This window comes from Streptomyces sp. NPDC015346, assembly GCF_043078785.1.
GTDB lineage: Bacteria > Actinomycetota > Actinomycetes > Streptomycetales > Streptomycetaceae > Streptomyces.
This window is the reverse complement of record NZ_JBIBTW010000011.1, coordinates 19,373-46,023: the sequence shown is the minus strand read 5'-3', so window position 1 is coordinate 46,023 and position 26,651 is coordinate 19,373. Positions and strand designations below refer to the sequence as shown.

Genomic DNA, 26,651 nt, shown 5'->3' with positions numbered 1-26,651 from the left:
AGGATACGGGCTCAGGCCGGGATCGCTCCGGAAAGGATCACCGAGCGGGACGCATGGCGGGGGCGGTCCGGGTCGAGGCCGCGCCGCGCCGCGAGCGTGACGGCGAGGCGCTGGGCGCGGACCAGGGCGGCCACCGGGTCGATGGCGTCGGCGGCGAACAGCGCGCCGGTGGCCTCCACTTCGTCCCGGAGGCCGGTCGGCTCGGGGCCCAGGCAGCACACGAGACTGGAGCGGTCGCTGATGACGATCGGTCCGTGCCGGTACTCCATCGCCGCGTACGACTCCGTCCACGCCCGCGCCACACCGCGGAGCTTGTGCGCGGCCTCGTCGGCGAGCCCGACCGTCCAGCCGGTGCCGAGGAAGGTGAACTGGGCGCGCTGCTCCCAGGCCGCCGGCAGCGGTTCGTACAGGGCCAGTTCGGCGTCGGCGATCGAAGCGGTCAGGTCCACCCCGAGGCCCGCGCGCAGCAGTTGGAGGGCGGTGGTGGCGAACCGGGTCTGGACGACGGAGCGTTCGCCGGCGTAGCCGAGGCCGATCACCCGGTCCGCGTGGTGCGCGGCGCGGCTCTGAGGGGCGCTGGTCAGGACGAGGGTGGGGAGGCGGCCGGCGGCCCGGGCGAGCAGCGTCGCCACCTCGGTCGTCGCACCGGAGCGGGTGAGGGCGACGATCCGGTCGTAGCCGCGGCCGAGCGGGGTCTCGTCGGAGGCGGGGAAGGCGTCGGTCTCGCCCGCGCCGAGGGATTCGCGCAGGGCGGCGTAGGCCCGGGCCATGAAGTACGAGGTGCCGCAGCCGACGACCGCGATCCGCTCACCGCGCCGGGGCAGCAGGGCTGCGTGGTCGGCGGCCGTGTCGGCGGCGCGGCGCCAGCAGTCGGGCTGGGTGGCGATCTCGGCACTGACGTGGGTGGTCATGTCCGGTCCTCTTCTCATGGGTGGCCGGACCGAGTTCTATCCGCTCCCGCGCGGGCGCGCCATGAGCAATCAGTAGGCACCGCTTGGACTTTTGCGCCCCCGCCGCGCGAAGGTCAGAGCTCACCCCGGGCGAGGGCGAGCAGCCGGTCCAGGACGCGCGGGCCGCCCGCCCGTACGCCGTCGTGCTCGAACTCGTCGGTCACCCAGGTGCGCAGGCCCCTGATCGCGCGGGCCGTCTGAAGGGAGTGGGCGGTGTCCACGTACAGGTCGTCGTGGTAGACGGCGGCGGCCACCGGCACCTCGTTGGCGGCCAGCCGCGCCGGGTCGTAGAGCGGGGTCCAGTCGGTCCGCTCGGCGAGGAGGTGGGCGGTCTCGCGCAGCGGGCGCAGGGCCGGGTCGGTCTCGAAGTGCCAGGGGTGCACGGTCTCGCCGGTGAAGAGGAGCGGTCCGTCGCCGGCCAGGGTCTTCTCGGCGTCGAACGCGGGGAATTCGGCGCGGACGCGTTCGGCGGCCCAGGCGGTGGGGCCGTGGCCCTGGGCGTAGATCGCCTCGTGGAGCACGGCGTACAGCGGGTGTCCGGCGTACGAGAGGACGGCCTGGACGTTCTCCAGGAAGGCGTCCGAGAGCGCGGGGCCACCGGGCGTCGGGACGAAGGCGTCCTCCAGGAGGAGGTGGAGCTGGTGGGTGCCGTCGCCGCCGCCGAGGAGGATGCCGAGGGACTGGAAGGCCTGGGGCGTGAGCCGGCCGCCGTTCGGCAGGGTGACCTCGTGGTCGAGCAGGTGGGCGGCGATCCGGCGGGCGCGGTCGACGTCCTGCGGGTAGCGGGCGTAGTGGGCCTCGGACTTGCGCCGGATACGGGGATAGGCGGCCCGGTAGACGTCGTCGGCGTCCGCGTGCAGGGACGGCAGGCCGCCGGTGATGAGGACGGTCTTCAGCCCCTCGGGCGCGGTCGAGAGGTAGTGGGTGGCGCAGAAGCCTCCGAAGCTCTGGCCGAGGACGGTCCAGCGGGCGCCGCCGGTGAGGCGCTTACGGATGAGCTCGCAGTCCTTGACGATCGAGTCGGCCCGGAAGTGGGCGAGGTAGTCGGCCTGCTGGGCGGGGGCGCCGCGCAGCGGGAGCGTCTGGCGAGTGGCGGGCGTGGAGTTGCCGGTGCCGCGCTGGTCGAGGAGGAGGACGCGGAACTCGCGTACGGCCCGGCCGAGCCAGGCCTGCGGGCCGATGAAGCGGCGGGCCCCGAAGCCGGGCCCGCCCTCCAGGTACACCAGCCACGGCAGGTCCGTCGCGTCGGTCCCGGCCTTGTCGCTCGCGACGACCTCACGGCCGTAGACCTCGATCTGCTCGCCCTCGGGGTGGGCGTGGTCGAGCGGGACGGTGAAGCGGCGGTCGGTGAGGACGAGGCCGGGCTGGCGGTAGCTGGTCAATGCTGCTCCTGTTCGATGCGCCCCCGCCCGCCCAGTGCATCACAGGGCGCCCGGCGGGGGCGCGTCGAGGTGGCGCCGGGACGGACCGCCCGGGGGGGACGTCAGGAGGTCGGGAAGTTGTCGGCCGTCCTGATCCGGTCGCGGATCCACACGCCGGCGGGCTTGAGCGCGCCCGTACCGGCCCACGGTCCGTTGTTCGCGCAGGTGCCGGTCTTGAAGACGGCGCCGCTGCGGTGGTCGTCGGAGAAGTTCCAGTTGACCCAGCTGATCTTCTTGGCGGCCATGAGGTCGATGAACCGCTGGCTCATGGCGAAGTCGTTGGCGCCCTCTCCGGCGTAGTTCTGGGTGCCGAACTCGGTGACGAAGACAGGCAGCTTGTCGGCGGCGCGGGAGAGCGTCTTCAGGTACGCGTCGCGGTGCGAGTACGCGTAGAAGTGGAAGGTGTACATGATGTTGGAGGCGTTCACCGGGTTGGCGACGACCTCGGACTCGTCGGCCCCCTCGGAGACGCCGAGCGAGGACCACGCGCGCGTGCCGACGAGGATGGGGGTCTCGGCGTCCTTGGCGCGGACGACCGGGATGAGCTGCTCGGCGTAGCTCTTGATGCGGGACCAGGCGACGCCGCTGGGCTCGTTGGCGATCTCGTAGAGCAGGTTGGTCTTGGCGCCGTGGCGCTGGGCGATCTCGGAGAAGAAGGTCTTGGCGCGGGCCAGGTTGTGGTGGGGGTCGCCCGGGTCGAGCATGTGCCAGTCGACGATCACGTACATGCCTCGTGCGGTGGCCCGCTCGATGAGCGAGTGGGCCAGGTCGGTGTACTTGCGCGGGTCGGTCTCGTACCCCTCCTCCTGGACGTAGGTGGAGACGCGCAGGACGTCGGCCTTCCAGTCCTTGGCGAGTGCGTCGAGCGAGCCGCCGGTGAGGCACTGGCTGTACCACTGGGTGCCGTGGCTGGACATGCCGCGCAGTTGGATCGGCTTGCCGTGCCGGTTGCAGAGCTTGGTGCCGCAGACCTTCAGCTGTCCGTTGACCGCGGCCGGGGTGGTGTCGGCGGCGACGGCGGTCGGTGGCGCGGCGGCGAGGCCGAGGAGCAGGGCGGCCACGGCGGCGCCTGCGGCGGCCAGTGAACGCGGACGGGGACGGGGACGGGGACGTACCGATCGTGCCGATGTCATGGGGGTCTCCCGGAACGATGGATTGAAAGGAAACTTTCCTAACGGATGGATAGCAGGACGGGGGACGGACTCGCAAGGGTCATGACAAGAGACAGTGTTCAGCGGGCTGTCGGCGGCCCGGGCCCGGAGACCTCGGCGCCCTCGGACGGTCGCGGCCCCCGTGCGGCGCGCCCGGCCGCCTCCTAGCGTGGATCCATGATCCGGTTCGAGCAGGTCGGCAAGGTGTACGCGGACGGCACCACCGCCGTCGACGGCCTCTCCTTCGAGGTCGCCGAGGGCGAACTGGTCACCCTGGTCGGCCCGTCCGGCTGCGGCAAGACGACCACGATGATGATGGTCAACCGGCTGATCGAGCCGACGTCCGGCCGGATCCTGGTCGCCGGCGAGGACATCGCGACGGTCGACCCGGTACGCCTGCGCCGGAAGATCGGCTACGTGATCCAGCAGGTCGGCCTCTTCCCGCACCGCACGGTCCTCGACAACACCGCGACCGTCCCCTCGCTGATCGGCTGGAAGAAGTCCCGGGCCCGCGCCCGCGCCGCCGAACTCCTCGACCTCGTCGGCCTCGACCCGAAGACCTACGGCGCCCGCTACCCCGCACAGCTCTCCGGCGGCCAGCGCCAGCGCGTCGGCGTGGCCCGCGCCCTCGCCGCCGACCCGCCCGTCCTGCTGATGGACGAACCCTTCGGCGCCGTCGACCCCGTGGTGCGCGAGCGGCTGCAGAACGAGTTCCTGAACCTGCAGGCCACCGTCCGCAAGACGGTCCTCCTCGTCACCCACGACATCGAGGAGGCGGTCCGGATGGGCGACCGCATCGCCGTCTACGGACAGGGGCGCATCGAGCAGTTCGACACGCCCGCGGCCGTCCTCGGCGCCCCCGCCACCCCCTATGTCGCCCGGTTCGTCGGCGCCGACCGGGGCCTCAAGCGGCTCTCGGTCACCGCGATCGAGGCCGACGACCTCGAACAGCCGCCGGTCGCCCGGCTCCAGGAACCCGCGGCGGCCGCCGCGGCCCGGCTGCGCGCGGACGGGGCCCGCTGGGCGGTGGTCCTCGGCGGCGACGGCGACCTGCACGGCTGGGTCGCGGCCGACGCGCTGGCCCTGGCCGGCGCGGCGGGGACCGTCGGGGACCTGGCCCGCCGCATGGAGGCGTGGGTGCCGGTCGGCGCGCCGCTGAAGCAGGCGTTCAGCGAGATGCTCCAGCACGACGCCGGCTGGGTCGCCGTCCTCGACGGCGCCCGCTTCCTCGGCGTCCTCACCCCCGCCAAGCTGCACGAGGCGCTGCGGCGCTCGGTGGACGCCGACGCGCGAGGTGTGGCGCGGGGCGAGGTCGCGTTCGACTCGATCGCGGACGCCTGAGCGGGGTCGTGCGGCGGACGAGCCGGTCTACGACGGCGAGCCCCGCAGCAGTCCCTTCTCCCGGAGGTAGTTCTTCGCGACGTCCTGCGGGAGGCGGCGCCAGCTGTCGACCTGCTCGTTCATCCGCGCGAGATCGGCCGTGGTCAGGACCGTGTTGAGGCGGCCGAGGGCGCCGGTGACGCCTGGTCCGCCCGCCCGGGCGCGGTTCACGACCGGCACGATGTGATCGGCGTTCTGCAGCCGCTTGTCGTCGGCGAGCAGGACCAGACCGAAGTCGTCGAGCGTGGCGTCGGTGGTCGTCGTCAGGACCATCTGGTCCTGACCGCTCCGCACGGCCTGTTTGGCCTGGGTGGTGCCGACGCCCTTCGGGTCGACGCCCGTGATGACGATGCCGTACGTCTTCGTCAGCCCGGGCGCGCAGTACGGCCGCTGGACGCATTCGTCGCCGGCCGCCAGCCGCACGGGCAGCTTCGCCGCGCCCAGGTCGCTCAGCGTCCTGAGCCGGTGCTCGGCGGCGTACGCGGCGCTCACCGCGAAGGCGTTCTGGTCGACGGCCCTCCCGGCGTCGAGGACGGTCAGGCCACGCGGCGCCGCGAGCCGGCGGAGCGCGGCCATGGTGGCCGCCAGGTCGGGTGAGCCGACGGTCGGCGCGTCGGGCCCGTTGACCTTGGCGTTGAGCCAGTCCGCGAACGTGGCCGCGTACTCCGGTACGACGTCGATGCGGCCGCTCTCCAGGGCCGGTTCGTAGAGCTCCCGGTTGGTGACGGAGAGGATCTCGGTGCGGTAGCCGGCCTGTTCGAGCAGGAGCGCGTACATCTGCGCCAGCAGATCGCTCTCCGTGAACCCGGCGGAGCCGATGGTCAGATGGCGGCTGTCGCCGGGCGGGCCGGTGACCTCGCCCCGCCTCTCCAGGGAGGGACCGGTGGAGCAGCCCACGAGGATGGCGAGGGCGGTGAGCGCCGGCACCGCCGCGACCCCCGGGCGCCGTCCGCTCATCCCCCGCTCCCCCGCGCCCAGGCCGGTCCGAGCCGCTGTGCCCCCTCGAAGAGGGCCTCCACGACGAGGGCGAAGAGGGCGACCAGCACGGCGCCGGCGACGACCTGGGGTGTGGAGGCGAGGTTGAAGCCGGCGGTGATGATCCGGCCGAGGCCGCCGCCGCCCGCGAGGGCCGCGACGGTGGCGGTGGCCACGAGCTGCACGGCGGCGACGCGGACGCCGGTGAGGAGCAGCGGCAGGGCGAGCGGCAGCTCGACCCGGAAGAGCGTCTGCCGGCCGGTCATGCCCATCCCGCGCGCGGCCCGCACCACGTCCGCGTCGACGCCGCGCATCCCGACGTACGCGTTGGTCAGCAGCGGCGGTACGGCGAACAGCACCAGGGCGATGACCGTCGGCCACGGTCCGTACGGACCGAGCGGGCTGAGCAGCAGCAGGACGAGGACGGCGAAGGTGGGCACGGCGCGACCGATGTTGGAGAGGTTGACGGCCAGGGCGCCGCCCTTGCCGAGGTGGCCGAGGACCAGGGCGACGGGGAGCGCGATCGCGCAGCTCAGCAGGAGACAGACGACGGTCAGGAAGAGATGCTCGCCGAGCCGGTTCCAGATCCCGTCCTCGCCGGACCAGTGGGCGGCGCTGGTGAGCCACTGCCAGGTGGCGGTCAGGGTGTTCACCGGGCCCGCCCGCGGCTCGGTGCCGTCGCCGCCGTCCAAGGGGTGAGCAGCCGCTGGAGGGCGAGGAGGAGCAGGTCGGCGACGACGGCGATGATCACGCAGAGGACGGACGCGGTGAGCACCTGTGCCTTGAAGTAGGTGTTCATGCCGGAGTAGATGAGGTTGCCGAGGCCGCCGTGTCCCACGATCGCCCCGATGGTGACGAGCGAGACGGCGGAGACGGTGGCGATGCGCAGGCCCGCCATCGCGGCGGGCAGCGCCAGGGGGAGTTCGACGGCGAGCAGCAGCCGGACGGGCCCGTACCCCATGCCGCGCGCGGCCTGGCGGGTGTCCTCGGGCACGGCGCGGAGCCCGGCCAGGATGTTCCGTACGAGCAGGGTGAGGGAGTAGAGCACGAGCCCGGCGACGACGAGCGAGGCGGACAGCCCGTAGAGGGGCAGGAGCAGGGAGAACATCGCGAGGGACGGGATCGTGTAGAGGACGGTGGTGATCCCGAGGACGGGCCCGGCGGCCAGGCGCCAGCGGCGGGCGGCGACGGCCAGGGGCACGGCGATCAGCAGCCCGAGGGCGACGGAGACCAGGGTCAGCCGCAGATGCTGCAGGACGGCGTCCCCGAGGATCTCGGCCCGCGAGGACAGGTAGGCGCCGCAGATCCACTCGTTGCGCGCGAGGCAGTCGTCGGGAGGCGCGGTCACCCCACCATTCCAGACGGGCGGCCCCTCCGGCGCACGCGGGAGGGGCCGTTCGAGCGCGGTCGGGCCACCGGGGGCGTGTCAGACGGGGTGGGGGACGAGGCGGAAGCCGCTGCGGGGACGGGTGGGGACGCGGTGGAGCGGAATCCTCAGGTCCTGTTCGGGCACGGTGTAGTCCATCCGGGACAGCTCGGTGGAGAGGGCGGCGAGGACGGTGACGGTGATGTCCTCCCCGGGGCAGCGGTGGCCGCTCTTGGCGTCGCCACCGCCCTGCGGGATCAACTCGTCGGGCCGCGGCGCCCGGCGCATGAACCGCTCGGGATCGAAGCGGTAGGGGTCGTGCCACAGCTCGGGGTCGTGGTTCTGGCCGTACACGTCGAGCAGGACCAGGGTCCCGGCGGAGATGTCCTCGCCGTCCCGGCGCAGGTCGGTGGCGGCGAGGCCGCCGACGAACGGCGCGAAGGGGTAGAAGCGACGGACCTCGTGGGCGAAGGGTTCGGCGTACGTCTCGGTGTACGGCTCCGCGTACGAGCCGTCGTCCTCGCGCAGCAGGTGACGCTGCCCGGGCCACCGGTCCATGGCGTGGGCGGCGAAGGCGACGAACCAGGCGATGGCGACGGTGGGGCGCACGATGTTGAGGAGTTCGACGGCCGCGGTCCGGGCGTCCAGTTCCTCGCCGTCGGCGTCGCGATGGCGCACGACCGCGTCGAACGGGGTCGCCGGGGCGCGCGCCGCCCCGCCGCGCGCCTCCTCGACCAGCCGGGCGAGAAGCCGCTCCTGGCGGGTCCGGGCGCGCCTCGCCCGCAGCTGGCGCGGGCCCGCGGTGGCGAAGCCGTCGACCATGGCGACGCAGTCCTCGGCCATGCGCTCGGTCTGCTCCGGGGTGAGCGGCAGGCCGGCCCACGCGCAGACAGCCCGGGCCAGCACGTGCGCGGCCTCGTCGAACAGCACCACCTCACGGCCGTGCGGCGGGGCGAAGGTGCGCCGCCACTCGGCCCGGACCCGGTCCACGAGTTCGGCGACCCCGGCGGGGTCGGTGAGTTCGCCGACGAACAGCGCCTTGCGTACGCGGTGTTCCTCGGCGTCCAGGGTGTGTACGGCGCCGCGGCCGAAGAGGGTGTCCAGGACGGGCCCGGGAAGGGCGTCGTGGCGCCGGACGTGGTTCTCGTCGTAGAAGAACGGGACGGCGTCCGGGCCGTGCAGGGCGACCGTCGGGTGGCCCAGGAGCCGGGTCCGCACCAGGCCTCCGTCGCTGCGGCGGCGCAGGTCGGGGAGCCAGGCATATCCCTTGATGAGCAGGGCGGCGGTACTGTCGAGTGTCATGGGGGCCATGTCCGCCCCGTGCCCGGACCTCGCCCGAACACTCCCGGGCGCCGGGGATTTCACCCGGGTGCCGCCGCGGTCCGCCCGCCCGGTCCCGCCGTGGTCCGCCCGCCCGGTCTCACCGGGCGGCGGCCGCGACGCGCAGGTCGGCGACGAGACCGGCGTAGGCGCTCTCGCGGTCGTCGGCGCGCAGGACGGCGGAGGGGTGGAGGGTCGCCACGACGTGGGGGCCGCCGTCCGCGCCGGGCAGCGTGAGCACCGCGCCGCGGTCGGCGCCGACGCGGAAGGTGCGGCCGAGGACGGCCTTGCCCGCGGTCGCGCCGAGCACCACCACCACACTCGGGTCGACGAGCCGTAGCTCGGCCTCCAGCCACGGCCGGCAGGCGGTCATCTCGCGCAGGCTGGGCGCCTTGTGGATGCGGCGCTTGCCCGGTCCCGACTGGGTGAACTTGAAGTGCTTGACGGCATTGGTGAGGTAGACGTCCTCCTCGTCGATGCCCGCCTCGCGCAGCGCCTTCGACAGCAGCCGGCCCGCGGGCCCGACGAAGGCCTGACCCTTGCGGTCCTCCTGGTCGCCGGGCTGCTCGCCGACGAGCATGAAGGGGGCGGCGGGGTCGCCCCGGCCGAACACCGTCGTCGTGGCCTCGGCGAAGAGGGGGCAGCCCTGACAGTCCGCGGCGGCCCGGCGGTAGGCCTCGATGCCGCCGTCGCGCGGCAGGTACGGCGTGGCGTCGTACCCTTCACCGGGCCGGTCCGGGGTGTCCTTTCCGGTCATCGCGGGTCTCCGTTCGTCGAGACGTCCCCGCCTGGCCGTACCTGTGCCCGTACCCCCTCACGGGTCAGCCGGGGTACTCCTCGTGCAGGTCGCCGGGCCGGGGCTCGTGCTCCTCGGCCAGGGCCCGCTCGCTGCGTTCCTTGAGCCGCTCCCCCTGCTCGCGCAGGCGGGCGGCCTCCTCCGGGTCGGTGCTCCGACGCGCGCGTTGGAGGAGATGTTCCGCCTTGTCGCGCTGGTACTGGGCGTGGGCGTGCGCGCCCTCGCTCTCCCGCCTGCTCTCCTCGTGCCGCGTCACGGTGCGCCTCCTCGGCCGTCGCCCGGCTGTCTCCTCAGGGCAGCGGCTTCCCGGGCCGGCCCGTGGAAAACCACCGTGGCGCTCAGCTCTCCTGGAGGACGGAGAGGATGTTCCCGGCCGGGTCGGTGAACCAGGCGATGGCCGCCGGGCCCTCGTCGCCGCCACCCAGCCGGACGACGCCCTTCTCATCCGCGTCGAAGTCCGGGTACCGCTCCAGGCGCACCCCGCGCCTGCCGAGCTCGTCGACCGCCGCGTCGATGTCGTCGACCGGGAAGTTGAGGATCGTGAACGTCGCCGGGGTGTGGTTCTCCTTGGGGTAGACGAACACCTGGGCGCCTCCGCCGAGGGTGATGCCGAGCATCCTCATGTCTCCGGAGCCGCTCTCCTCGACCCGGAGCCCAAGCGTGTCGCCGTAGAACCGCTTGGCCTTCTCGAGGTCGTCCACCGAGAAACCGCTGAACGCCTTCGCCTGTCCGAACATGGCCGTCTTCCCTCCGCCTGTGTGCCCATCGGGGCTCCAGGGCACACCACGGCGGGGGCGGGACCCGGCCGCGCCACGCGGAGGCGTCCGGATGGGTCCCGCCCGTCACTCTCAGGGAGCGATCGGCAGCCGCCGCTTGTGGTCGGTGAGCTCGTAGCGGCGGACGATCGAGGCGAAGGCGGCCTCGCTCACCGGCTTGCCCTCCAGGAAGTCGTCGATGTCGTCGTACGTCACACCGAGCGCGTCCTCGTCGGGCTTGCCCGGGTCGAGCGTCTCCAGGTCGGCCGTGGGGGTCTTCCACACCAGCTCCGAGGGAGCGCCCAGGGCCTCCGCGACGGCGCGGACGCGGCGCTTGGTCAGGCCCGTCAGGGGCACGACGTCGGCCGCGCCGTCGCCGTACTTCGTGAAGAACCCGGAGACGGCCTCCGCCGCGTGGTCGGTGCCGACGACGAGGCCGTTGTGGGCGCCCGCCACGGCGTACTGGGCGATCATCCGCTGCCGCGCCTTGATGTTGCCCTGGACGAAGTCCTGGTGGTGGGCGTCGCGGAAGGTCACTCCCCCGGCCAGGCAGGCGGCGAGCGCCGCGTCGCTCGCCGGCTTGACGTCCACGGTCAGGACGTGGTCGGCGGCGATGAAGCCCAGGGCGAGCTGGGCGTCCTTCTCGTCGGCCTGGACGCCGTACGGCAGCCGCATCGCGTAGAAGGCGGCCTCGTGGCCGGCGGCCCTGGCCCGTTCCACGGCGAGCTGGCAGAGCCGCCCGGCCGTCGTGGAGTCCACACCGCCGCTGATGCCGAGCACGAGGCAGCGCAGGCCCGTGGAGGTGAGGCGCTCGGCGAGGAAGGCCACCCGGCGTTCGATCTCGACGAGAGGGTCGAAGGTCTCGGAAACCTCGAGTTCCCGGGCGATCTGCTGCTGCAGGGCGGTGGACGCCGGGTCGGTCACGGAGTGCTCCTCGGGAGGTGTCGGTGGTACGGAAGGGGCGCGCGTACACGGTACGCGGCGAGGCGTCGGGCTCCGAGGCCGGGGACGTGACCGGGCGACGGCCCCGGTGGCCGGCGGTCCCACGGCATGGCGGGCCGCCGGCCACCGGCGCGTCAGGGGGTCGCCGCGACTCTCAGCAGCCTGAGGACGACGTCCGAGGGCGCGTCGATGCGGTAGCCGCGGCCGGTCCTCGACCACTGGGCGAGGACCCCGAGGAGGCCGGCGTCGCAGAAGGTGACCCGCGAGGCGTCCAGGATCAGGTGGGTGAAACCCTCGGCGGCGGCGGAGGTGAGCATCGCCCGCAGCGGCGCGGCGCTGAAGTGGTCGATCTCGCCCCGCAGCCGGATCAGCAGGGTCGTGGCGCCGACGCTCGTACAGGAGTGGACGACCAGGTCGCGGGGCGTGTCGCGCGCGTGCCGGTCGCGCGGGTCGGGGTGGGGGATGCCGGTCAGTATCGGTGCGGTGCTCGTGGTACTCACGCACCCATCAAGGCCGCTCGGACCCTCGACGCGAACCCGGCGCGCCGCCCCGTCACCCCGGCGAGCACCGGTGATCCACTTCCGGGGGACATCGACCACCCACACGCGTCACGCCCCGTGTCCCCGGCGGCCTTCCGCTTCGGGGTCCGGCGGTTGTCCGGCGGCTGGACAGGCGCTGTCCGGCGGCGGTTCAGCGGCGGTTCAGCGGCGCGGGGAACCGCGCAGGGCGCGGTCGAGGCCCTCCTGCGGGTGGCCGGAGAGCGCGCGCAGGAAGATCTCCTCGTAGGTCGGCGCGCCGATCGTCTCGCGCGCCCGGTGCGCGTACTTCTCGCGCAGGGCCCGCAGTTCGGGCATGCCGCGCTGGGCGTGGCCGGTGGAGCGCCAGTACGCCTCCCCCGTGCCGGAGACGTCGGCGGCGAGCTCCCCGTCCCCGCTCGCGGCGAGCGCGGCCGCGAGGACGTCGAGGCCCAGGGCGACGCCGAAGCCGTCGCCCAGCCGCCGTTTGCCTTCGAGCATGGCCCGGGCGTGGTCGGCGGCGGTCGCGGGCTGTCCTTCGAGCAGCCCCATGAGAGCGAGCTGGTAGTCGAGGGAGGCGCGCGTCCAGTGCTCGCCGAGGTCCGTACAGACCTGCCGGAGCGCGAGCGCCTCGTGCCGGGCCTCCTCGATCCTGCCGAGACCGGTCAGGCCGGAGACGCGGACGAGAAGGCAGCGCAGGCGGGCGGCGGAGTCGGCCGGGCCGCCCGGAACGGCGTCCAGCACATGGCCGACGACGACGAGCGCGGCCATCGGACGGCCGGTCAGCAGGGCGAGGAGCCCCGCGAGGTAGGCGGCGTCCAGGGTCCTCTCCCCCGGGCCGACGAAGCCCCCGGCGTCGGAGGCGGCGCCGGCGTCGTACTCGGCGTGCCGGGCCTCGCGGGCGCACCGCTCGCTCACCTCCTGAGCGGCGGTGAACTCGCCCTGGAGCGTCAGTGCCAGGCCCAGGGCCCACAGGGCGCGGGCCCGGTCGGAGCCGCGGGCGTCGCTCAGCAGAAGCGCCTGTTCGAGGTGGTCCCGGGCCTCCCCGAGCCGTCCGCGGCACGTCCAGAAGAAGCCCACCGCGCCGACGAGCGCGAGCGCGCCGTCGGGGTCGGTGCGCAGCAGCCGTTGCAGGGCGGTCCGCAGATCGGTGTGGAGCTCGGCGATCACCGTGTACCAAGGCAGCTGGTCGGGGCCGAGCCATCCGGCGTCGGCCTGGCGGGCGAGGCGCAGACAGTGGGCGGCGTGCCGGTCGGCGACGGCCTCGGTCTCGCCGAGCCGCTCCAGCCACTCCGCGCCGTACTCGCGCACGGTGTCGAGGAGCCGGTAGCGGCCGCTGCCCCGGCCGCCCTCCTTGCCGACGACCGACTTCAGGACCAGCGCTTCGAGGACCTCGGGAACGGTCTCGGGGGTCAGCGGGCCGCCCGCGCACACGAACGCGGCGGAGGAGGCGTCGAAGGGGCCGCGGAAGACGGTGAGCCGTGCCCACAGGAGCCGTTCGAGCGGGTCGCACAGCTCGTGGCTCCAGCCGATCGCGGCGCGGAGCGTCTGGTGGCGCCGCGGCCACACCCGCTCGTCGTGGACGAGGAGGTCGAAGCGGGAGCCGAGCTGGGCGCGCACGGCGTCCATGCCCTGGATACGGATCTGGGCGGCGGCGAGCTCGAGGGCGAGGGGGATGCCTTCCAGGCGGGCGCAGATCTCGGCGGCGGGCCCGGTCCGCCACCGGCCGGGGACGCGCGGGGCGACGCCCCGCGCGTCGCGTCGGCGGAGCAGATCGAGGGCGTCGCGCCCGGTCGGCGGCAGCGGTTCGAGGGCCATCACCCGTTCTTCGTCCGCTCCGAGGGGGCGGCGGCCGGTCGCGAGGACGGTGAGGTCGGGGGCGGCGGCGAGGAGTTCGGTGACGAGCCGGGCGCAGGGCTCGGCGAGGTGGTCGCAGGAGTCGAGGACGAGCAGGAGCCGCCGGGCGGCGAGCCACCGGCCCAGCGCGGCGACGGGCATGCCGGGGGTGTGGTCGCTCAGGTCGACGGCGTCGGCCACGGTGGCGACGAGCAGCCGGTCCCCCTGGAGCGGGGTGAGGTCGGCCCACCACACGCCGTCGGGGAACCGGGCGGCGATCCGCCGGGCGGTGTGCAGGGCGAGGCGCGACTTGCCGACTCCGCCGACCCCGGTGACGGTGACCAGGCGGTGCCCGGCCAACTCGGCTTCGAGGCGGGCGGTTTCGGTGCGCCGTCCCACGAAGTCGCCGTTCTCGTCCGGTAGATGTCCACGCACGGGAGCAGTGTCCCCCATGCCGGGCACCGACGGCCCCCGGGATCGGGTCATTCGCCGACGGCACCGGCCGTCGCGACGCCCGCCCGCGGGAGGCGGCGGCGCTCCCGCGCCGGCTGTGCGCCGGCACGGTGGGCGCCGCTCAGGTCCGACCGCGCGCGTGCCGGAAGCGGGCGAGGCCTTCGGCCAGCTCGACGATCGGGTCGGGATAGGCGTGGCGGGCCCGTTCGGGACCGGGCAGCTTCCACGGCTCGTGGACCCTGGCCCCCTCGATCCCGGCGAGCTCGGGCACCCAGCGCCGTACGTACACCCCCTCGGGGTCGTACCGAAGCCCCTGGAGCACCGGGTTGAGGACCCGGTTGGGGCGGCTGTCGGTACCGGTGCCCGCCATCCACTGCCAGTTGAGCTGGTTGTCGGCCACGTCGCCGTCCGCGAGGAGGTCGAGGAAGTGCCGGGCGCCGGCCCGCCAGTCGAGGTAGAGCGTCTTGGTGAGGAAGGAGGCGGCGATCAGTCGCCCCCGGCCGTGCGCCCAGCCTTCGTACGCCATCTGCCGCATGACGGCGTCCACGACGGGATAGCCGGTGCGCCCCTCCCGCCATGCCCGCAGGTCGGCCTCCGCCGCACGGCCCGCGCGCCACCGGTCGCCGCGCGGCCGGTAGTCCTCGACGGCCGCCCTGGGGCGGGCGGCGAGCACCTGGTGGTGGAAGTCGCGCCAGCAGAGCTGCCGTACGAACGCCTCGGCGCCCGGCCCGCCCTGGGACCGGGCACGGTGTACGACCTCCGCCGGGGAGAGCGCGCCGAAGTGGAGGTACGGCGAGAGGCGCGAGGTGGTGTCGGCCGCGAGGTCGCCGTTCTGCTCGGCGTAGGTGTCGAGGTGCCCGGTCAGCCAGGCCGTGAGCCGTTGCCTGGCCTCCCGCTCGCCGCCGGTGGCGAGGCCCGGGGAGACGGAGGCGACGGCCGCACGGGCCGGCACCTCCTCCGTACGGATCCCTTCGGGCACCCGTACCCGCCGGGGAGCCGCCAGCGGCTCGCGCAGCCGCTCCCGGCTCCAGCGTCTGAAGTACGGGGTGAACACGGCGAAGTGGTCGGACCCCTGCGGGGTGACGGCGCAGGCCGGGAGGGCGGTCTCCACGCCGTCGTGGACGTACAGCCGTCGGCCCGCCGCCTCGAGGGCGGACCTCAGCCGGTCCTCGCGGCGGCGGGCGAACGCGCTGCACCCGGCCGCCATGTGCACCTCCTCCGCCTCGGCCTCCCGCGCCACGCGGCAGACTTCCTCGACGGTGTCGCCGGAGCGCACCACGAGCCGGCCGCCCCTCTCCCGCAGGCCCGCGTCCAGGTCGCCGAGGCAGTCGGCGAGGAAGGCGAGCCTGTTCGGCGCGGCGAAGCCGGCCCGGTCCACCGCCGGGTCCCGTACGAAGAGGGGGACGGTCTCGTCGCCCGGGCCCAGCGCGGCGCGCAGCGGCGGATGGTCGTGGAGCCGGAGGTCCGAGGTGAACAGGACGACCGAGACGGTCATGGGGCTTCTCCCGGTGGGGCGGAGGCGGTGGACGACGAGGTGGCGACGGGGGCGGGCGGCGCCGTGCCGGGGTCTTCGCCCGCTGCGTCGCTCGCCTCCGCCGTGCGCGCGATGGAGCGGGCCATGCCCCCGAAGACGACGGCGTGGAAGGGGGCGACGCTCCACCAGTACGCCTGGCCCGCGAGGCCGTGCGGATGGAACAGGGCTCGCTGCCGGTAGCGGGTGCGCCCCTCCTCGTCCCGTTCGGCGTACATCTCCAGCCAGGCGAGTCCGGGGAGCCGCATCTCGGCGCGCAGTCGCAGCAGACGGCCGCGCTCGATCTCCTCGACCCGCCAGAAGTCCAGCGAGTCGCCGACGCGCAGGCGTGCGGCGTCGCGGCGGCCCCGGCGCAGTCCGACGCCGCCGACGAGGCGGTCGAGCCGGCCCCGTACCGCCCAGGCGAGGGGGAAGGAGTACCAGCCGTTCTCGCCGCCGATGCTCTCGATGACCCGCCACAGCGCCTCGGGCCGGGCCTCCACCGTGCGTTCCCGCGTGTCGCTGTAGAGGCTTCCGCCGGCCCAGTCGGGGTCGGTGGGAAGCGGGTCGCTGGGGGCTCCGGGCACGGAGGCGGAGGACCAGCGCGTGGTGACGTCGGCCTCGCGGACCCGCTGGAGGGCGAGGGTGAGGGCCGTGTCGAAGGGCAGCGGGGCGCCCGGCGGGTCGGGAACCAGGGAGGCGACGTCGTGCTCGTGGCAGACCACCTCGTACCGGAGGGATTCCGCGAGCGGACGGGCGAGGGAGCTCGGCACGGGGGTGACCAGACCGACCCAGAGGCTGGAGAGGCGTGGGGTGAGGACCGGCACGGGGAGGATCAGCCGCCGGGGCAGGCCGGCGACGGCGGCGTACCGGCGCATCATGTCGAGGTAGGTGAGGACGTCGGGACCGCCGATGTCGAAGGTTCGGCTGACGTCGTCGGGCATGCGGGCGCTGCCGACGAGGTAGCGCAGGACGTCCCGTACGGCGATGGGCTGGATGCGGGTGCGCACCCAGCTCGGGGTGACCATCACGGGCAGGCGCTCGGTCAGATAGCGGAGCATCTCGAAGGAGGCGGACCCGGAACCGATGATCACGGCGGCGCGCAGCACCGTGGTGGGGACACCGGAGTCCAGCAGGATGCGGCCGACCTCGGCGCGGGAGCGCAGATGGGGTGAGAGGTCCTCGTCGGGGACGTCGCGGGGGCTGAGGCCGCCGAGGTAGACGACGCGGCGCACTCCGGCGGCGCGGGCCTGCTCGGCGAAGGTGCGGGCGGCGTCGCGGTCCGTACGCTCGAAGTCGCGGCCGCCGCCGAGGCCGTGCACCAGGTAGTAGGCGACGTCGATGTCCCGCAGGGCGGGTGCCAGGCTCGCGGCGTCGGTGACGTCGCCGCGGACGATGTCGGTCCGCGCGGCCCAGGGGTGGTCGCGCAGCTTCGCGGGGGTGCGGGCGAGGCAGCGGACCTGGTGACCGGCAGCGAGCAGCTCGGGGACGAGCCGTCCGCCGATGTACCCGCTGGCACCGGTGACGAGGCACCGCCGGCCCGGTGCGGGGTGGGGCTCCGGGCCGCCGTTGCCGTCGCTGTTGCCGTTGCCGTTGCCGTTGCCGTGCGGGGCTGTGTCGGTCATGGAGGTGTGTGCTCCGTTCGCAGGTGCTTCGTCCTTCTCTGCCGAGTGAACGGCCGGCGCGTCATTTCCGCCCGTCGGCGGGGCCGACGTGCTCGCCTGGTGTGGCCAGTTCCTCGACCGCGTCGGCGCCGACGACCGCGCCCGTCGACTTCTTCGCGCGCCGCAGCCGGCGTTCGAGCCAGGCGGCGAAGGTGGTGAGCGCGAAGTTCAGGAGGACGAAGATCACGGCGACGACGGTGAAGCTGGCGATGGTGTTGGCGCCGTAGTTGGCGCTCATCGGCCGGACGGAGGCGAGGAGTTCGGAGAAGCCGAGCATCGCGCCGCCGAGCGCGGTGTCCTTGACGATGACGACGAGCTGGCTGACAAGCGCCGGGAGCATCGCGGTGACCGACTGCGGCAGCAGGACGTACGCCATGGTCTGGCCCTTGCGCATGCCGATGGCCTTGGCCGCGTCGGTCTGACCGGTCGGCAGGGAGAGGATGCCGGCCCGTACCACCTCGGCGAGGACGGAGGCGTTGTAGAGCACGAGGCCGGTGACGACCGCGTACAGCGGGCGGGTCTCCGGGCTGATGTCGGTGAACTCCGAGTAGGCGGCGTTGGCGAAGAGCATGAGGATCAGGACGGGGATGGCGCGGAAGAACTCCACGACCGTCCCGGCCGCCGCCCGCACCCAGAGGTGGTCGGAGAGCCGGGCGATGCCGAAGAGCGCGCCGAGGGGCAGGGCGATGACCATGGCGAGCGCCGCCCCGATGAGGGTGTTCTCCAGGCCGGGCAGGATGTACGTCGTCCAGGCGCGGGAGTCGGTGAAGAACGGCGACCACTTGGACCATTCGAGCTGGTTCTTCTGCTCCAGGCTCACCACCACCCACCAGATCAGCGCGGCGAGGGCGAGCAGGAAGAGCACGGTGTAGAGCACGTTGCGCCGCCGGGCGCGGGGGCCGGGGACGTCGTACAGGACGGTGGGCCGTTCCTTCATCGCTTCACCGCCACCTTCTTGCTCAGCCAGCCGAGGACGAGACCGGTCGGGAGGGTGAGGCAGATGAAGCCGACGGCGAAGATCACCGAGATGAGGATGAGCTGGGCCTCGTTCTCGATCATCTCGCGCATCAGCAGGGCGGCTTCGCCGACGCCGATCGCGGCGGCGACCGTGGTGTTCTTGGTGAGGGCGATGAGGACGTTGGCGAGAGGGCCGACGACCGAGCGGAAGGCCTGGGGCAGCACGATCAGGCGCAGCACCTGGGGGAAGTCGAGCCCGATGGCGCGGGCCGCCTCGACCTGGCCGACGGGCACGGTGTTGATGCCGGACCTCACCGCCTCGCAGACGAAGGCCGCGGTGTAGGCGATCAGTCCGAGCACGGCGAGCCGGAAGTTGATGGTGGTGAAGTCCTTGGCGCCCATGCTGACGCCGAGCGTCTGGAAGAGGCCGAGCGAGGTGAAGACGATGATGACCGTGAGGGGGATGTTGCGGACGATGTTCACGTAGGCGGTGCCGAAGCCCCGCATCAGGGGGACGGGGCTGACGCGCATGGCGGCCAGCAACGTCCCCCAGATCAGGGAACCGATCGCGGAGTAGACGGTGAGCTGCACCGTCACCCAGAAGGCTCCCAGCAGGTCGTACCCTTCGAGGAAGTCGAACACGTCGGCCTGCTCACTTCACGATCTCGCCGATCTTCGGCGGAGGTTCGTTCTTGTAGCCGGCCGGGCCGAAGTTCTTCTGCACGGCCTGCTGCCAGGAGCCGTCGGCGACCATCTTCTCGAGCGCGGTGTTGATCTGTGCCTTCAGTTCGCTGCCCTTCTGTACGCCGATGCCGTAGTTCTCGTTGCTCAGCTTGAAGCCGGCGAGCTTGAACTTGCCCTTGAACTCGTCCTGCGCGGCGTAGCCGGCGAGGATCGAGTCGTCGGTGGTCAGCGCGTCGATCACGCCGTTCTCCAGGCCGGTGAGGCACTCCGAGTACCCTCCGTACTCCTGGAGCTGCGCCTGCGGTGCGATGCGCGCCTTGATGTTCTGCGCGGACGTGGAGCCGGTGACCGAGCAGAGTTTCTTGTTGTTGAGGTCCGAGGGCTTGGTGATGGAGGTGTCGTCCGCGCGGATCAGGACGTCCTGGTGCGCCAGGAGGTACGGACCGGCGAAGTCGACCTTCTGCGCCCGCTCGTCGTTGATCGAGTACGAGGCCGCGATGAAGTCGACGTCGCCTCGCTGGAGCATCGTCTCGCGGTCGGCGCTCTTCGCCTCCTTCCACTCGATGTCGCCGGGATCGTGGCCGAGTTCCCTGGCGACGTAGGTGGCCACGTCGACGTCGAATCCGGTGTACGTTCCGTCGGGCGTCTTGAGTCCGATACCGGGCTGGTCGAACTTGATGCCGACGGTGATCCTCTCGTCGCCACCGCCGGCGCCGCCGCCGCCGTTGTCGTCTCCGCAGCCGGCCGCGGAGAAGGACAGGGCGAGGGCCGCGGCCGCGGCCACACCGGCCTTGGTGAGCTTGCGCGGGTTCATGTGATCACCCCTGGAGGCTGCTGTGCACGCGGAGCCGCGGTTCAGTGGTGCAGGATCTTGGACAGGAAGTCCTTGGCGCGGTCGCTGCTCGGGTTGCTGAAGAACTGGTCGGGTGTCGTCTGCTCCACGATCCGGCCGTCGGCCATGAACACCACGCGGTTGGCGGCGGAGCGGGCGAAGCCCATCTCGTGGGTGACGACGACCATCGTCATGCCGTCGCGGGCGAGCTGCTGCATGACTTCGAGGACTTCGTTGATCATCTCGGGGTCGAGCGCGGAGGTCGGCTCGTCGAAGAGCATCACCTTGGGATCCATGGCCAGGGCCCGGGCGATCGCCACGCGCTGCTGCTGACCGCCGGAGAGCTGCGCCGGGTACTTGTCGGCCTGGGAGGCGACCCCCACCCGGTCGAGCAGTTGCCGGGCCCGCCCTTCGGCGGTCTTCTTGTCCTTCTTGCGGACCTTGACCTGCCCGAGGGTGACGTTCTCGAGCACGGTCTTGTGCGCGAACAGGTTGAACGACTGGAAGACCATGCCGACGTCGGCGCGCAGGGCGGCGAGTTCCCGGCCCTCGGCGGGCAGGGGCCTGCCGTCGATGACGATCTCGCCGGAGTCGATGGTCTCCAGCCGGTTGATGGCCCGGCAGAGCGTCGACTTCCCGCCGCCGGACGGGCCGATCACGACCACGACCTCGCCCCGGCCCACGGTGAGGTTGATGGACTGGAGGACATGGAGCGCACCGAAGTGCTTGTCGACGTCACGCAGGACGACGAGCGCGTCGCCGTCGCCGTGGCCGCCGTCGCCGCTCCTGGCGAGGCGCCTCCTGCCGTGGTCGCCGCCGCTGCCGCTGCCGCTGCCGTCCCGGACGGGCATGGCACCCTCCTGGGTCACCGCCCCCGCTCTTGTGCTGTCTCCCCACGTTCATGCTCCGCCCTCCGCCGGGCGCGCGCACGCCGGACGGCGGAGCCACAGTGTGCCCGGTAAGGCTGATGAAAACGATTGTCATGATGCTAGAGTCGTTGCCTCGTCAACCTTCGCACCTCCCCTTGGGGCCTTCCTTGCGCCTGCCCGAAAACCCCTCGATACCCCGCCGCGCGCTGCTCGCGACCTTCGCCGCCGGCACCGCCGCGACCCTGCTCACCGGCTGCTTCTCCGCCTCCGGCACCTCCTCGGAGGGTCCCGGCGACGGGCGGCTGCGCCTCGCGATGATGCAGCCGCCCCGCTCGGGCCTCTCGCCGCTGTCGGACGACGCCTTCAAGCTGTCGCGCTGGTCCACCGCCGAGACGCTCGTCCGGCTCGACCGCGACGGCAACGCCGTCCCCGCGCTCGCCACCGCCTGGCAGCGGACCGACCGGACCTGGACGTTCACGCTGCGCCGCGGTGTCACCTTCCACGACGGCACGGCCCTCACCGTCCAGTCCGTCGTGACCTCGCTGACGGCCGCCACCGGCGCCTCCCCCAAGCCGCGCATCCTCGACGGCGTCGACCTCACCGTCCGGGCCACCGGCCCGCACACGGTCACCGTCACCACGGGCGCCGCGGACCCCCTCGTACCGCAGCGGCTCAGCTCGCCGCAGCTCTCCATCCTCGCCGCCAAGGCGTACCGCGGCAGGACCGTCGACCCGGTCGGCGCCGGCACCGGCCCCTTCGAACTCGTGAAGGTGTCCGGCACCGCGTCCGCGACGCTCAACCGCTACGACGGGTACTGGGGCGGCAAGGCGAAGGCCTCCGGCATCGACGTGAAGTTCGTGCCCGACGGCACCGCGCGGGCGGCCGCCCTGCGCAGCGGCGAGGCCGACATCGTCGAGGCCGTCCCCGTGTCGCAGGCCGCGCTCCTCGACCCGAAGCTGATCACCGAGGTGCCGATGCCGCGCACCAACACCCTCTACCTCAACACCAGGTCCGGCCCGTTCAAGGACGCGGGGCTGCGCGCCGCCGCCCGCGAGGCGATCGACGCCGAACAGATCGTCAAGGGCGTGTACGAAGGGAGGGCCGACGTCGCCGAAGGCCTGCTCGGCCCCGCGCTGCCCTGGGCGGCGAAGCTGCGCGGGAAGGTCGCGCACGCACCGGCCGGCGACCCCGAGGGCGCCAGGATCACCATCGGCACCTTCACCGACCGGGCCGAGCTGCCCGAGGTGGCGCAGGTCCTGCAGCAGCAGCTGCGGGCGGCCGGCTTCCAGGTGACGCTGGAGGTCCGCGAGTACGCCAACATCGAGGCGGACGCCCTGGCGGGGAAGTTCGACGCCTTCATCCTCTCCCGGGCCACCGTCCTGGACTCCGGCGACCCGGCCGCGTACCTGTTCAGCGACTTCGCGGGCAGCGGTTCCTTCAACATCTCCCAGCTCTCCGACCCCGCCGTCGACCGGGCGCTGGCCACCGCGTCGGGCGCCGCGACGGGCGACGCCCGGCGCCGGGACATCATGCGCGCGGAGGCCGCCGTGCTCGCCACCGACGCCGCCGTGCCCATGCTGCACGAGCGGGTGATCCAGGGCGACGCGGCGAACGTGAGCGGCGCCGCGCACGACCCGCGCGAGCGGGAGCTGGTCACGCTCGACACCTTCGTCAAGTGAGAGCGACCCTCGCCCGCACGGCCGGTCTGGCCGCCGTCCTGACGACGGCCGGGCTGCTGCCGTGGCTGTCCGGCAAGGATCCCGCCCTCAGCCTGCTGCGGGCCAGGTCCGCCGAGCAGGAGCCGACGCCGGAGGCCCTGGCCGCCATCCGCGCGGACCTTGGGCTCGACGCGGGCCCGCTGGGCCTGCTCGGGCGGTGGGCGGGCGGTCTGCTCCGCGGCGAACTGGGGATCTCCTGGGTGTCGGGCACGGACGTCCTGCCGTCGGTGACGGCCGGCCTGCGGGTCTCGCTGTCGCTCATGGGCGCGGCGCTCGTCGTCGCGCTGCTCGTGGGAGCCGCCCTCGCCGCGCCGGTTCTCCTGCGGGGGCGGGGTGGCGCCGGCACGGTCGGCGCGGTGCTCGCCGCCGTCCCCGAGTTCCTTCTCTCGCTGGGCCTGTTGCTCGTGGCCGGGGTCGGGCTCGGCTGGTTCCCGACCTCCGGCTGGGCCGGGCCCAGACACCTCGTCCTTCCCGCGCTCGCCCTCGGTGTTCCGGCGGGCGCGCTGCTCGGCCGGCTGGTCGCGGACGCGCTGCCCTCGGTCCTTCAGGAGCGCTGGGTGGAGCTGTGGCGCGGGGCGGGTGTCGGACGCGCCCAGGTCGCGGCTGCCGCCGTCCGTCGTGTCCTGCCGCCGCTGGTGCCGCAGTTCGGGATGGTGGTGGTCGGTCTGACCGGTGGCGCGGTCGCCGTCGAGACGGTGTTCGCGATTCCGGGTCTGGGCCGTACGGCTCTGGGCGCGGCCAAGTCCCAGGACCTGCCGCTGCTCCAGGGGACGGTGCTCGCGCTGCTCGGGCTCGGGCTGCTGGTGGGCGGGGTCTGCGCCGCCGTGCGCCGCAGGCTGCTGGGCCCGGCGCTGCGCGACGCGGGCCTCATCCTGCCCGCCGCCCGTCCGGTGCAGGTCCCCGCGGCCGTTCCCCTCGCGCTCGGCGCGGTCCTGGTCGTGGTGATCGGCTGGGGCCTGCTGCGCGAGCCGTTCGCCGTCGACACGGCGCTGCGGCTCTCCGCCCCCTCGGCGGAGCATCCGCTCGGCACCGACGCGCTCGGGCGGGACGTCCTCGCCCGGCTGGGGCACGGTGCGGCCTCGACGGTCGGCACGGCCACGGCCGTGTGCCTGCTCGGGTATCTGATCGCGCTCGCGCTCGGCTTCCTGCCGAACGTGGCCTCCGGCCTCTCCGACATCGCCAACGCCGTCCCGCCGGTCGTCGCCGGGATCCTCGTCGCCGCCGCGACGGGCCCCGGCACCGGCGCGGCGGCCCTCGCCGTCGCCCTGGTCTCGTGGCCGCCGCTCGCCTCCCACGCCGCCGCCCTGGCCCAGGAGGTCCGGGCCTCCGGTTTCCTCATGGCGCAGCGCGCGATGGGCGCGAGTCCGCTGTGGATCCTGGGCCGGCACGTCCTGCCGTCGGTGGCCGCCCCGGTCGCCCGGCACGCCGTCCTGCGGCTGCCCGGCATCGCGCTCGCGCTGGCCTCGCTGGGCTTCCTCGGGCTCGGCGCGCAGCCGCCGTCCCCCGAGTGGGGCCTGCTCCTCGACGAGTCCGCCGACTACGTCGAGCGGGCCCCGGTGGCCGCCCTCGCGCCGGCGGTCGCCCTGGCGCTCCTCGCGGCGCTCGCCGTCTCCCTCTCGGGTGCGCCGGCGCGCCGCCGTACCGTTCCCCTGCGACGAAGGGCGACCCGTGTCACGGTCTGACGCTCTCCTCTCGGTCCGCGCACTGCGCGTCGGCTTCGACGGCGTGGACGTCGTCCGGGGCCTCTCCTTCGACGTGCTGCCCGGTGAGGTCCTGGCCCTGGTGGGCGAGTCGGGGGCGGGGAAGTCGCTGACCGCCCGCGCGCTCCTCGGCACGGTGCCGCGCGGGGCGACGGTCGGTGGCAGTGTGCTCCTGCACGGCTCCCCGGTCACGCCCGCCGACTGGGGGCGCCGTATCGCGCTGGTCCCGCAGGACGCGCTCTCCGCGCTCTCCCCTGTCCACCCGGTCGGTGACCAACTCGCGCTCGCGCTCAGGTCGGTTCAGCGCCTGTCGAGGAGGGACGCCCGGCTCGGGGCCCGGGAGGCCCTGGTCGAGGTCGGGATACCGGCCGCCAAGTCCGGTGCCTTTCCACACGAGTTCTCCGGCGGCATGCGGCAACGGGCCGTCCTGGCCATGGCGTTGGTGAACCGTCCGGACCTGGTGGTCGCCGACGAGCCGACCACCGCCCTCGACCCGGCGACGCAGGACATGGTCCTCACCCTGCTCCGCGAGCGGTGCTCCGCCACGGGCGCCTCCCTGGTCCTGGTGACCCACGCGCTGGACGTCGTACGGGCGCACGCGGACCGCATGGCGGTCGTGTACGCGGGCGCCCTGGCCGAGTACGGGCCGGTGGACCGGGTCCTCGCCCGGCCCCTCGCGCCGTACACGGCGGGTCTGCTCGCCTCCCTGCCCAGCGGCGACGGCCCGCCGAAGACCCGGCTGCCCGTCCTTCCCGGCCGCCCGCCGGCCCCGGGCGAGCCGGCGACGGGGTGCGCCTTCGCGCCCCGCTGCGCCCACGTCACCGATCGCTGCCGCGCCGAGCGGCCCGAGCCCCGGCCGCTCGACGGGCGTACGGTCGCCTGCCACCACGCCGTCCTGGAGACCGTATGACCCCGCTGCTCGACGTCCGTGACCTGGTCGTACGCTACGGCGCGGCCACCGCCGTGGACGGCGTCTCCTTCCAGGTGCGCAGGGGCGAGACGGTGGGGCTCGTCGGGCCTTCCGGCTGCGGGAAGTCGTCCACCGCCGGCGCCGTCCTGCAGCTGCGCAGGCCGCACGCCGGCGAGGTCCGGTTCGACGGTCTGGAGCTGACGGCGCTCGGCGAGCGCCGGCTGCGCGCGGTCCGGCCGCGTCTCCAGCCCGTGTTCCAGGATCCCTACGGCTCGCTCAGCCCGCGCAGGCGCGTCCGGGACCAGGTCGCCGAGCCCCTGCGGGTCCAGGGGCGCTGGTCGCGGCCGGCCGGCCCCGAGCGGGTCGCCGAACTCCTCGACATGGTCGGCCTGGACCCCGCTCTCGGGGAGCGGCTCCCCCACGAGCTGTCCGGCGGCCAGTGCCAGCGCGCCGGGATCGCCCGCGCGCTCGCGAGCACGCCCGAGCTGCTCGTCCTGGACGAGCCCGTCTCCGCCCTGGACCCGTCCCTGCGCGCGGGCGTCCTCAACCTCCTCCTGGACCTTCAGGACCGGCTCGGCCTCGGCTATCTCTTCATCTCCCACGACATGGCCGCGGTCCGGCACCTGAGCGACCGCGTGCTCACCATGCGCGACGGAAAGATCGTCACATGACCCCGCTCGCCAGACTGCTGATTGCGAGTCAGTTCGCCTTCAACGTCGGCTTCTTCGCCGTACTGCCCTATCTCGCCGACCACTTGGGCGGCACGCTCGGTCTCGGCGGCTGGCTGGTCGGACTCGTCCTGGGTCTGCGCACCTTCAGCCAGCAGGGCATGTTCGTCGTCGGCGGGGCGCTGACCGACCGCTACGACGCCCGGCCGGTCGTCCTCACCGGTTGCGCGCTGCGCGTGACGGGCTTCGTCTGGCTGGCCTTCGCCACCTCCACGGGCGCGGTCGTCGGCGCCGTCGTCCTGGTCGGTTTCGCCGCGGCCCTCTTCTCGCCCGCCGTGGAGACCGAGATAGCGCGCGAGGCGGTACGCGTCGAGGGCGACGGCGGCCCGCCGCGCACGCGCGTCCTCGCCCTCTTCTCGGCCGGCGGGCAGGCCGGCGCGCTGCTGGGCCCCGTCCTGGGCGCGCTGCTGCTGTACGGGACGGGCGACGGGGCCTCGGGAGGGCACTTCCGGGCCGCGTGTCTGGCCGGGGCGGTCGTCTTCGTCCTGGTCCTCGCCGGGCACGCGCTCCTGATGCCGCGCGCGGAGCCGACCGGGCGGCGCCGGCCCACCGCGTGGGGGCCGCTGGTGCGCGACCGCCGGTTCCTGGGCCTCGCGCTCGCGTACTCCGGTTACCTGCTGGCGTACAACCAGCTATATCTCGCGCTGCCCGCCGAACTGGACCGGGCCACCGGGTCGCAGCGGGCGCTCGGCTGGCTCTTCGCGCTGTCCTCGGCGCTGGTGGTGGTCGGTCAGGTGCCGCTGGAGCGGTGGGTGGCGACGCGGCTGTCCTGGCCGGCGACGATCCGCTGCGGTCTCGTGGTGATCGCCGTCGCGTTCACGGTGACCGGCGCCCTGCTCCCGGTGGGGGGCCTGTGGCCCGCGCTCGCGTTCACGGTGCTGCTCACCGGCGGGCAGATGCTCGTGGTCCCGGCGGCGCGGGCGTGCGTTCCCGAGCTGGCGGGCGCCGAGCGCCTGGGGCTGTTCACCGGGGCGCTCTCCTCCGTGTCGGGTCTTGTCGTCCTCGCGGGCGCCGCCCCCGCCGGCGCCCTCCTGGAACGACCGGGGCCCGTCCCCTGGCTGCTCCTGGCCGTGGTGCCGCTCCTTGGCGTGCTGCTGGTCCCCCGAGGGGTGATCGGCGGCGGCCGGCCCGCCGGGAGCGAGGGCAAGGACAGGACCGGGGGCAGCGGCGGCGGCACGCCGGCGACGGCGGACAGCGCGAACTGATCGCCCGCACGCGG

25 protein-coding genes are annotated in these 26,651 nt (G+C 73.8%); 6 read left to right on the top strand and 19 right to left on the bottom strand.

Annotation, left to right across the window (positions count from 1 at the left end; genetic code table 11):
- Positions 1–11: 11 nt before the first annotated feature.
- The 3 genes from ACF06X_RS31315 to ACF06X_RS31305 form a co-directional block, all read right to left on the bottom strand.
- A complete protein-coding gene (locus ACF06X_RS31315; protein ID WP_392290681.1) occupies positions 12–911 on the bottom strand; it encodes an SIS domain-containing protein in 900 nt (299 codons plus the stop codon).
- A 113-nt stretch (positions 912–1,024) separates the two neighbouring features.
- Entirely contained in the window at positions 1,025–2,332 is a 1,308-nt protein-coding gene (locus ACF06X_RS31310) for an alpha/beta fold hydrolase (RefSeq protein ID WP_392290680.1), read from the bottom strand.
- Positions 2,333–2,433: 101 nt separating this feature from the next.
- Complete coding sequence (locus ACF06X_RS31305; RefSeq protein WP_392290679.1) at positions 2,434–3,504, bottom strand: glycoside hydrolase family 5 protein; 1,071 nt, start codon at positions 3,502–3,504, stop codon at positions 2,434–2,436.
- A gap of 195 nt (positions 3,505–3,699) precedes the next feature.
- On the opposite strand from ACF06X_RS31305, the gene ACF06X_RS31300 reads away from it, so the two are divergent.
- A complete protein-coding gene (locus ACF06X_RS31300) occupies positions 3,700–4,863 on the top strand; it encodes an ABC transporter ATP-binding protein (protein ID WP_392290678.1) in 1,164 nt (387 codons plus the stop codon).
- Between the two features lie 27 nt (positions 4,864–4,890).
- On the opposite strand, the gene ACF06X_RS31295 is transcribed toward ACF06X_RS31300, so the two are convergent.
- The 16 genes from ACF06X_RS31295 to ACF06X_RS31220 form a co-directional block, all read right to left on the bottom strand.
- A complete protein-coding gene (locus ACF06X_RS31295) occupies positions 4,891–5,859 on the bottom strand; it encodes an ABC transporter substrate-binding protein (protein WP_392290677.1) in 969 nt (322 codons plus the stop codon).
- Positions 5,856–6,530, bottom strand: coding sequence for an ABC transporter permease (locus ACF06X_RS31290; protein WP_392290676.1), 675 nt, complete (start codon positions 6,528–6,530; stop codon positions 5,856–5,858). The genes ACF06X_RS31295 and ACF06X_RS31290 overlap by 4 nt, the downstream gene beginning before the upstream one ends.
- On the bottom strand, positions 6,527–7,225 hold the full coding sequence (locus ACF06X_RS31285; protein WP_392290675.1) for an ABC transporter permease: 699 nt from the start codon (positions 7,223–7,225) through the stop codon (positions 6,527–6,529). The genes ACF06X_RS31290 and ACF06X_RS31285 overlap by 4 nt, the downstream gene beginning before the upstream one ends.
- A 78-nt stretch (positions 7,226–7,303) precedes the next feature.
- A complete protein-coding gene (locus ACF06X_RS31280) occupies positions 7,304–8,554 on the bottom strand; it encodes a cytochrome P450 (protein WP_392290674.1) in 1,251 nt (416 codons plus the stop codon).
- A 109-nt stretch (positions 8,555–8,663) separates the two neighbouring features.
- The gene (locus ACF06X_RS31275) at positions 8,664–9,320 is read right to left on the bottom strand and encodes a UdgX family uracil-DNA binding protein (RefSeq protein WP_392290673.1); all 657 of its coding nucleotides are present in this window, start codon (positions 9,318–9,320) and stop codon (positions 8,664–8,666) included.
- A gap of 64 nt (positions 9,321–9,384) precedes the next feature.
- On the bottom strand, positions 9,385–9,615 hold the full coding sequence (locus ACF06X_RS31270; RefSeq protein WP_392290672.1) for a DUF6381 family protein: 231 nt from the start codon (positions 9,613–9,615) through the stop codon (positions 9,385–9,387).
- A gap of 82 nt (positions 9,616–9,697) precedes the next feature.
- Positions 9,698–10,096, bottom strand: a complete 399-nt coding sequence (locus tag ACF06X_RS31265) for a VOC family protein (RefSeq protein ID WP_392290671.1) — start codon at positions 10,094–10,096, stop codon at positions 9,698–9,700.
- 111 nt (positions 10,097–10,207) lie between these two features.
- The gene (nadE, locus tag ACF06X_RS31260; RefSeq protein ID WP_392290670.1) at positions 10,208–11,038 is read right to left on the bottom strand and encodes an ammonia-dependent NAD(+) synthetase; all 831 of its coding nucleotides are present in this window, start codon (positions 11,036–11,038) and stop codon (positions 10,208–10,210) included.
- A 152-nt stretch (positions 11,039–11,190) separates the two neighbouring features.
- Entirely contained in the window at positions 11,191–11,556 is a 366-nt protein-coding gene (locus ACF06X_RS31255) for an STAS domain-containing protein (RefSeq protein ID WP_392290669.1), read from the bottom strand.
- A gap of 201 nt (positions 11,557–11,757) precedes the next feature.
- On the bottom strand, positions 11,758–13,860 hold the full coding sequence (locus ACF06X_RS31250; protein ID WP_392290668.1) for an ATP-binding protein: 2,103 nt from the start codon (positions 13,858–13,860) through the stop codon (positions 11,758–11,760).
- A gap of 121 nt (positions 13,861–13,981) precedes the next feature.
- Positions 13,982–15,355: a cryptochrome/photolyase family protein gene (locus tag ACF06X_RS31245; protein ID WP_392290667.1), complete on the bottom strand. Its 1,374-nt coding sequence runs from the start codon at positions 15,353–15,355 to the stop codon at positions 13,982–13,984.
- Complete coding sequence (locus tag ACF06X_RS31240; RefSeq protein WP_392290666.1) at positions 15,352–16,995, bottom strand: SDR family oxidoreductase; 1,644 nt, start codon at positions 16,993–16,995, stop codon at positions 15,352–15,354. Before ACF06X_RS31240 ends, ACF06X_RS31245 begins: the two co-directional genes overlap by 4 nt.
- A 61-nt stretch (positions 16,996–17,056) precedes the next feature.
- On the bottom strand, positions 17,057–17,971 hold the full coding sequence (locus ACF06X_RS31235) for an amino acid ABC transporter permease (protein ID WP_392290665.1): 915 nt from the start codon (positions 17,969–17,971) through the stop codon (positions 17,057–17,059).
- On the bottom strand, positions 17,968–18,633 hold the full coding sequence (locus ACF06X_RS31230) for an amino acid ABC transporter permease (protein ID WP_392290664.1): 666 nt from the start codon (positions 18,631–18,633) through the stop codon (positions 17,968–17,970). Before ACF06X_RS31230 ends, ACF06X_RS31235 begins: the two co-directional genes overlap by 4 nt.
- Before the next feature lie 10 nt (positions 18,634–18,643).
- Positions 18,644–19,489 carry a glutamate ABC transporter substrate-binding protein gene (locus ACF06X_RS31225; RefSeq protein WP_392290663.1) on the bottom strand — a complete coding sequence of 282 codons (846 nt, stop codon included), beginning with the start codon at positions 19,487–19,489 and terminating at the stop codon, positions 18,644–18,646.
- Between the two features lie 41 nt (positions 19,490–19,530).
- Entirely contained in the window at positions 19,531–20,358 is an 828-nt protein-coding gene (locus ACF06X_RS31220; protein WP_392290662.1) for an amino acid ABC transporter ATP-binding protein, read from the bottom strand.
- Positions 20,359–20,543: 185 nt separating this feature from the next.
- On the opposite strand from ACF06X_RS31220, the gene ACF06X_RS31215 reads away from it, so the two are divergent.
- The 5 genes from ACF06X_RS31215 to ACF06X_RS31195 are packed head-to-tail and all read left to right on the top strand — an operon-like array spanning position 20,544 to position 26,637.
- Positions 20,544–22,055: an ABC transporter substrate-binding protein gene (locus ACF06X_RS31215; protein ID WP_392290661.1), complete on the top strand. Its 1,512-nt coding sequence runs from the start codon at positions 20,544–20,546 to the stop codon at positions 22,053–22,055.
- Positions 22,052–23,776, top strand: coding sequence for an ABC transporter permease subunit (locus ACF06X_RS31210; RefSeq protein WP_392290660.1), 1,725 nt, complete (start codon positions 22,052–22,054; stop codon positions 23,774–23,776). The genes ACF06X_RS31215 and ACF06X_RS31210 overlap by 4 nt, the downstream gene beginning before the upstream one ends.
- Positions 23,763–24,704 (top strand): ABC transporter ATP-binding protein, encoded by a 942-nt coding sequence (locus ACF06X_RS31205; protein ID WP_392290659.1) that lies wholly within the window; start codon positions 23,763–23,765, stop codon positions 24,702–24,704. Before ACF06X_RS31210 ends, ACF06X_RS31205 begins: the two co-directional genes overlap by 14 nt.
- Positions 24,701–25,375: an ATP-binding cassette domain-containing protein gene (locus ACF06X_RS31200; RefSeq protein WP_392290658.1), complete on the top strand. Its 675-nt coding sequence runs from the start codon at positions 24,701–24,703 to the stop codon at positions 25,373–25,375. Before ACF06X_RS31205 ends, ACF06X_RS31200 begins: the two co-directional genes overlap by 4 nt.
- Positions 25,372–26,637 carry an MFS transporter gene (locus tag ACF06X_RS31195; RefSeq protein WP_392290657.1) on the top strand — a complete coding sequence of 422 codons (1,266 nt, stop codon included), beginning with the start codon at positions 25,372–25,374 and terminating at the stop codon, positions 26,635–26,637. Before ACF06X_RS31200 ends, ACF06X_RS31195 begins: the two co-directional genes overlap by 4 nt.
- Positions 26,638–26,651: the final 14 nt, after the last annotated feature.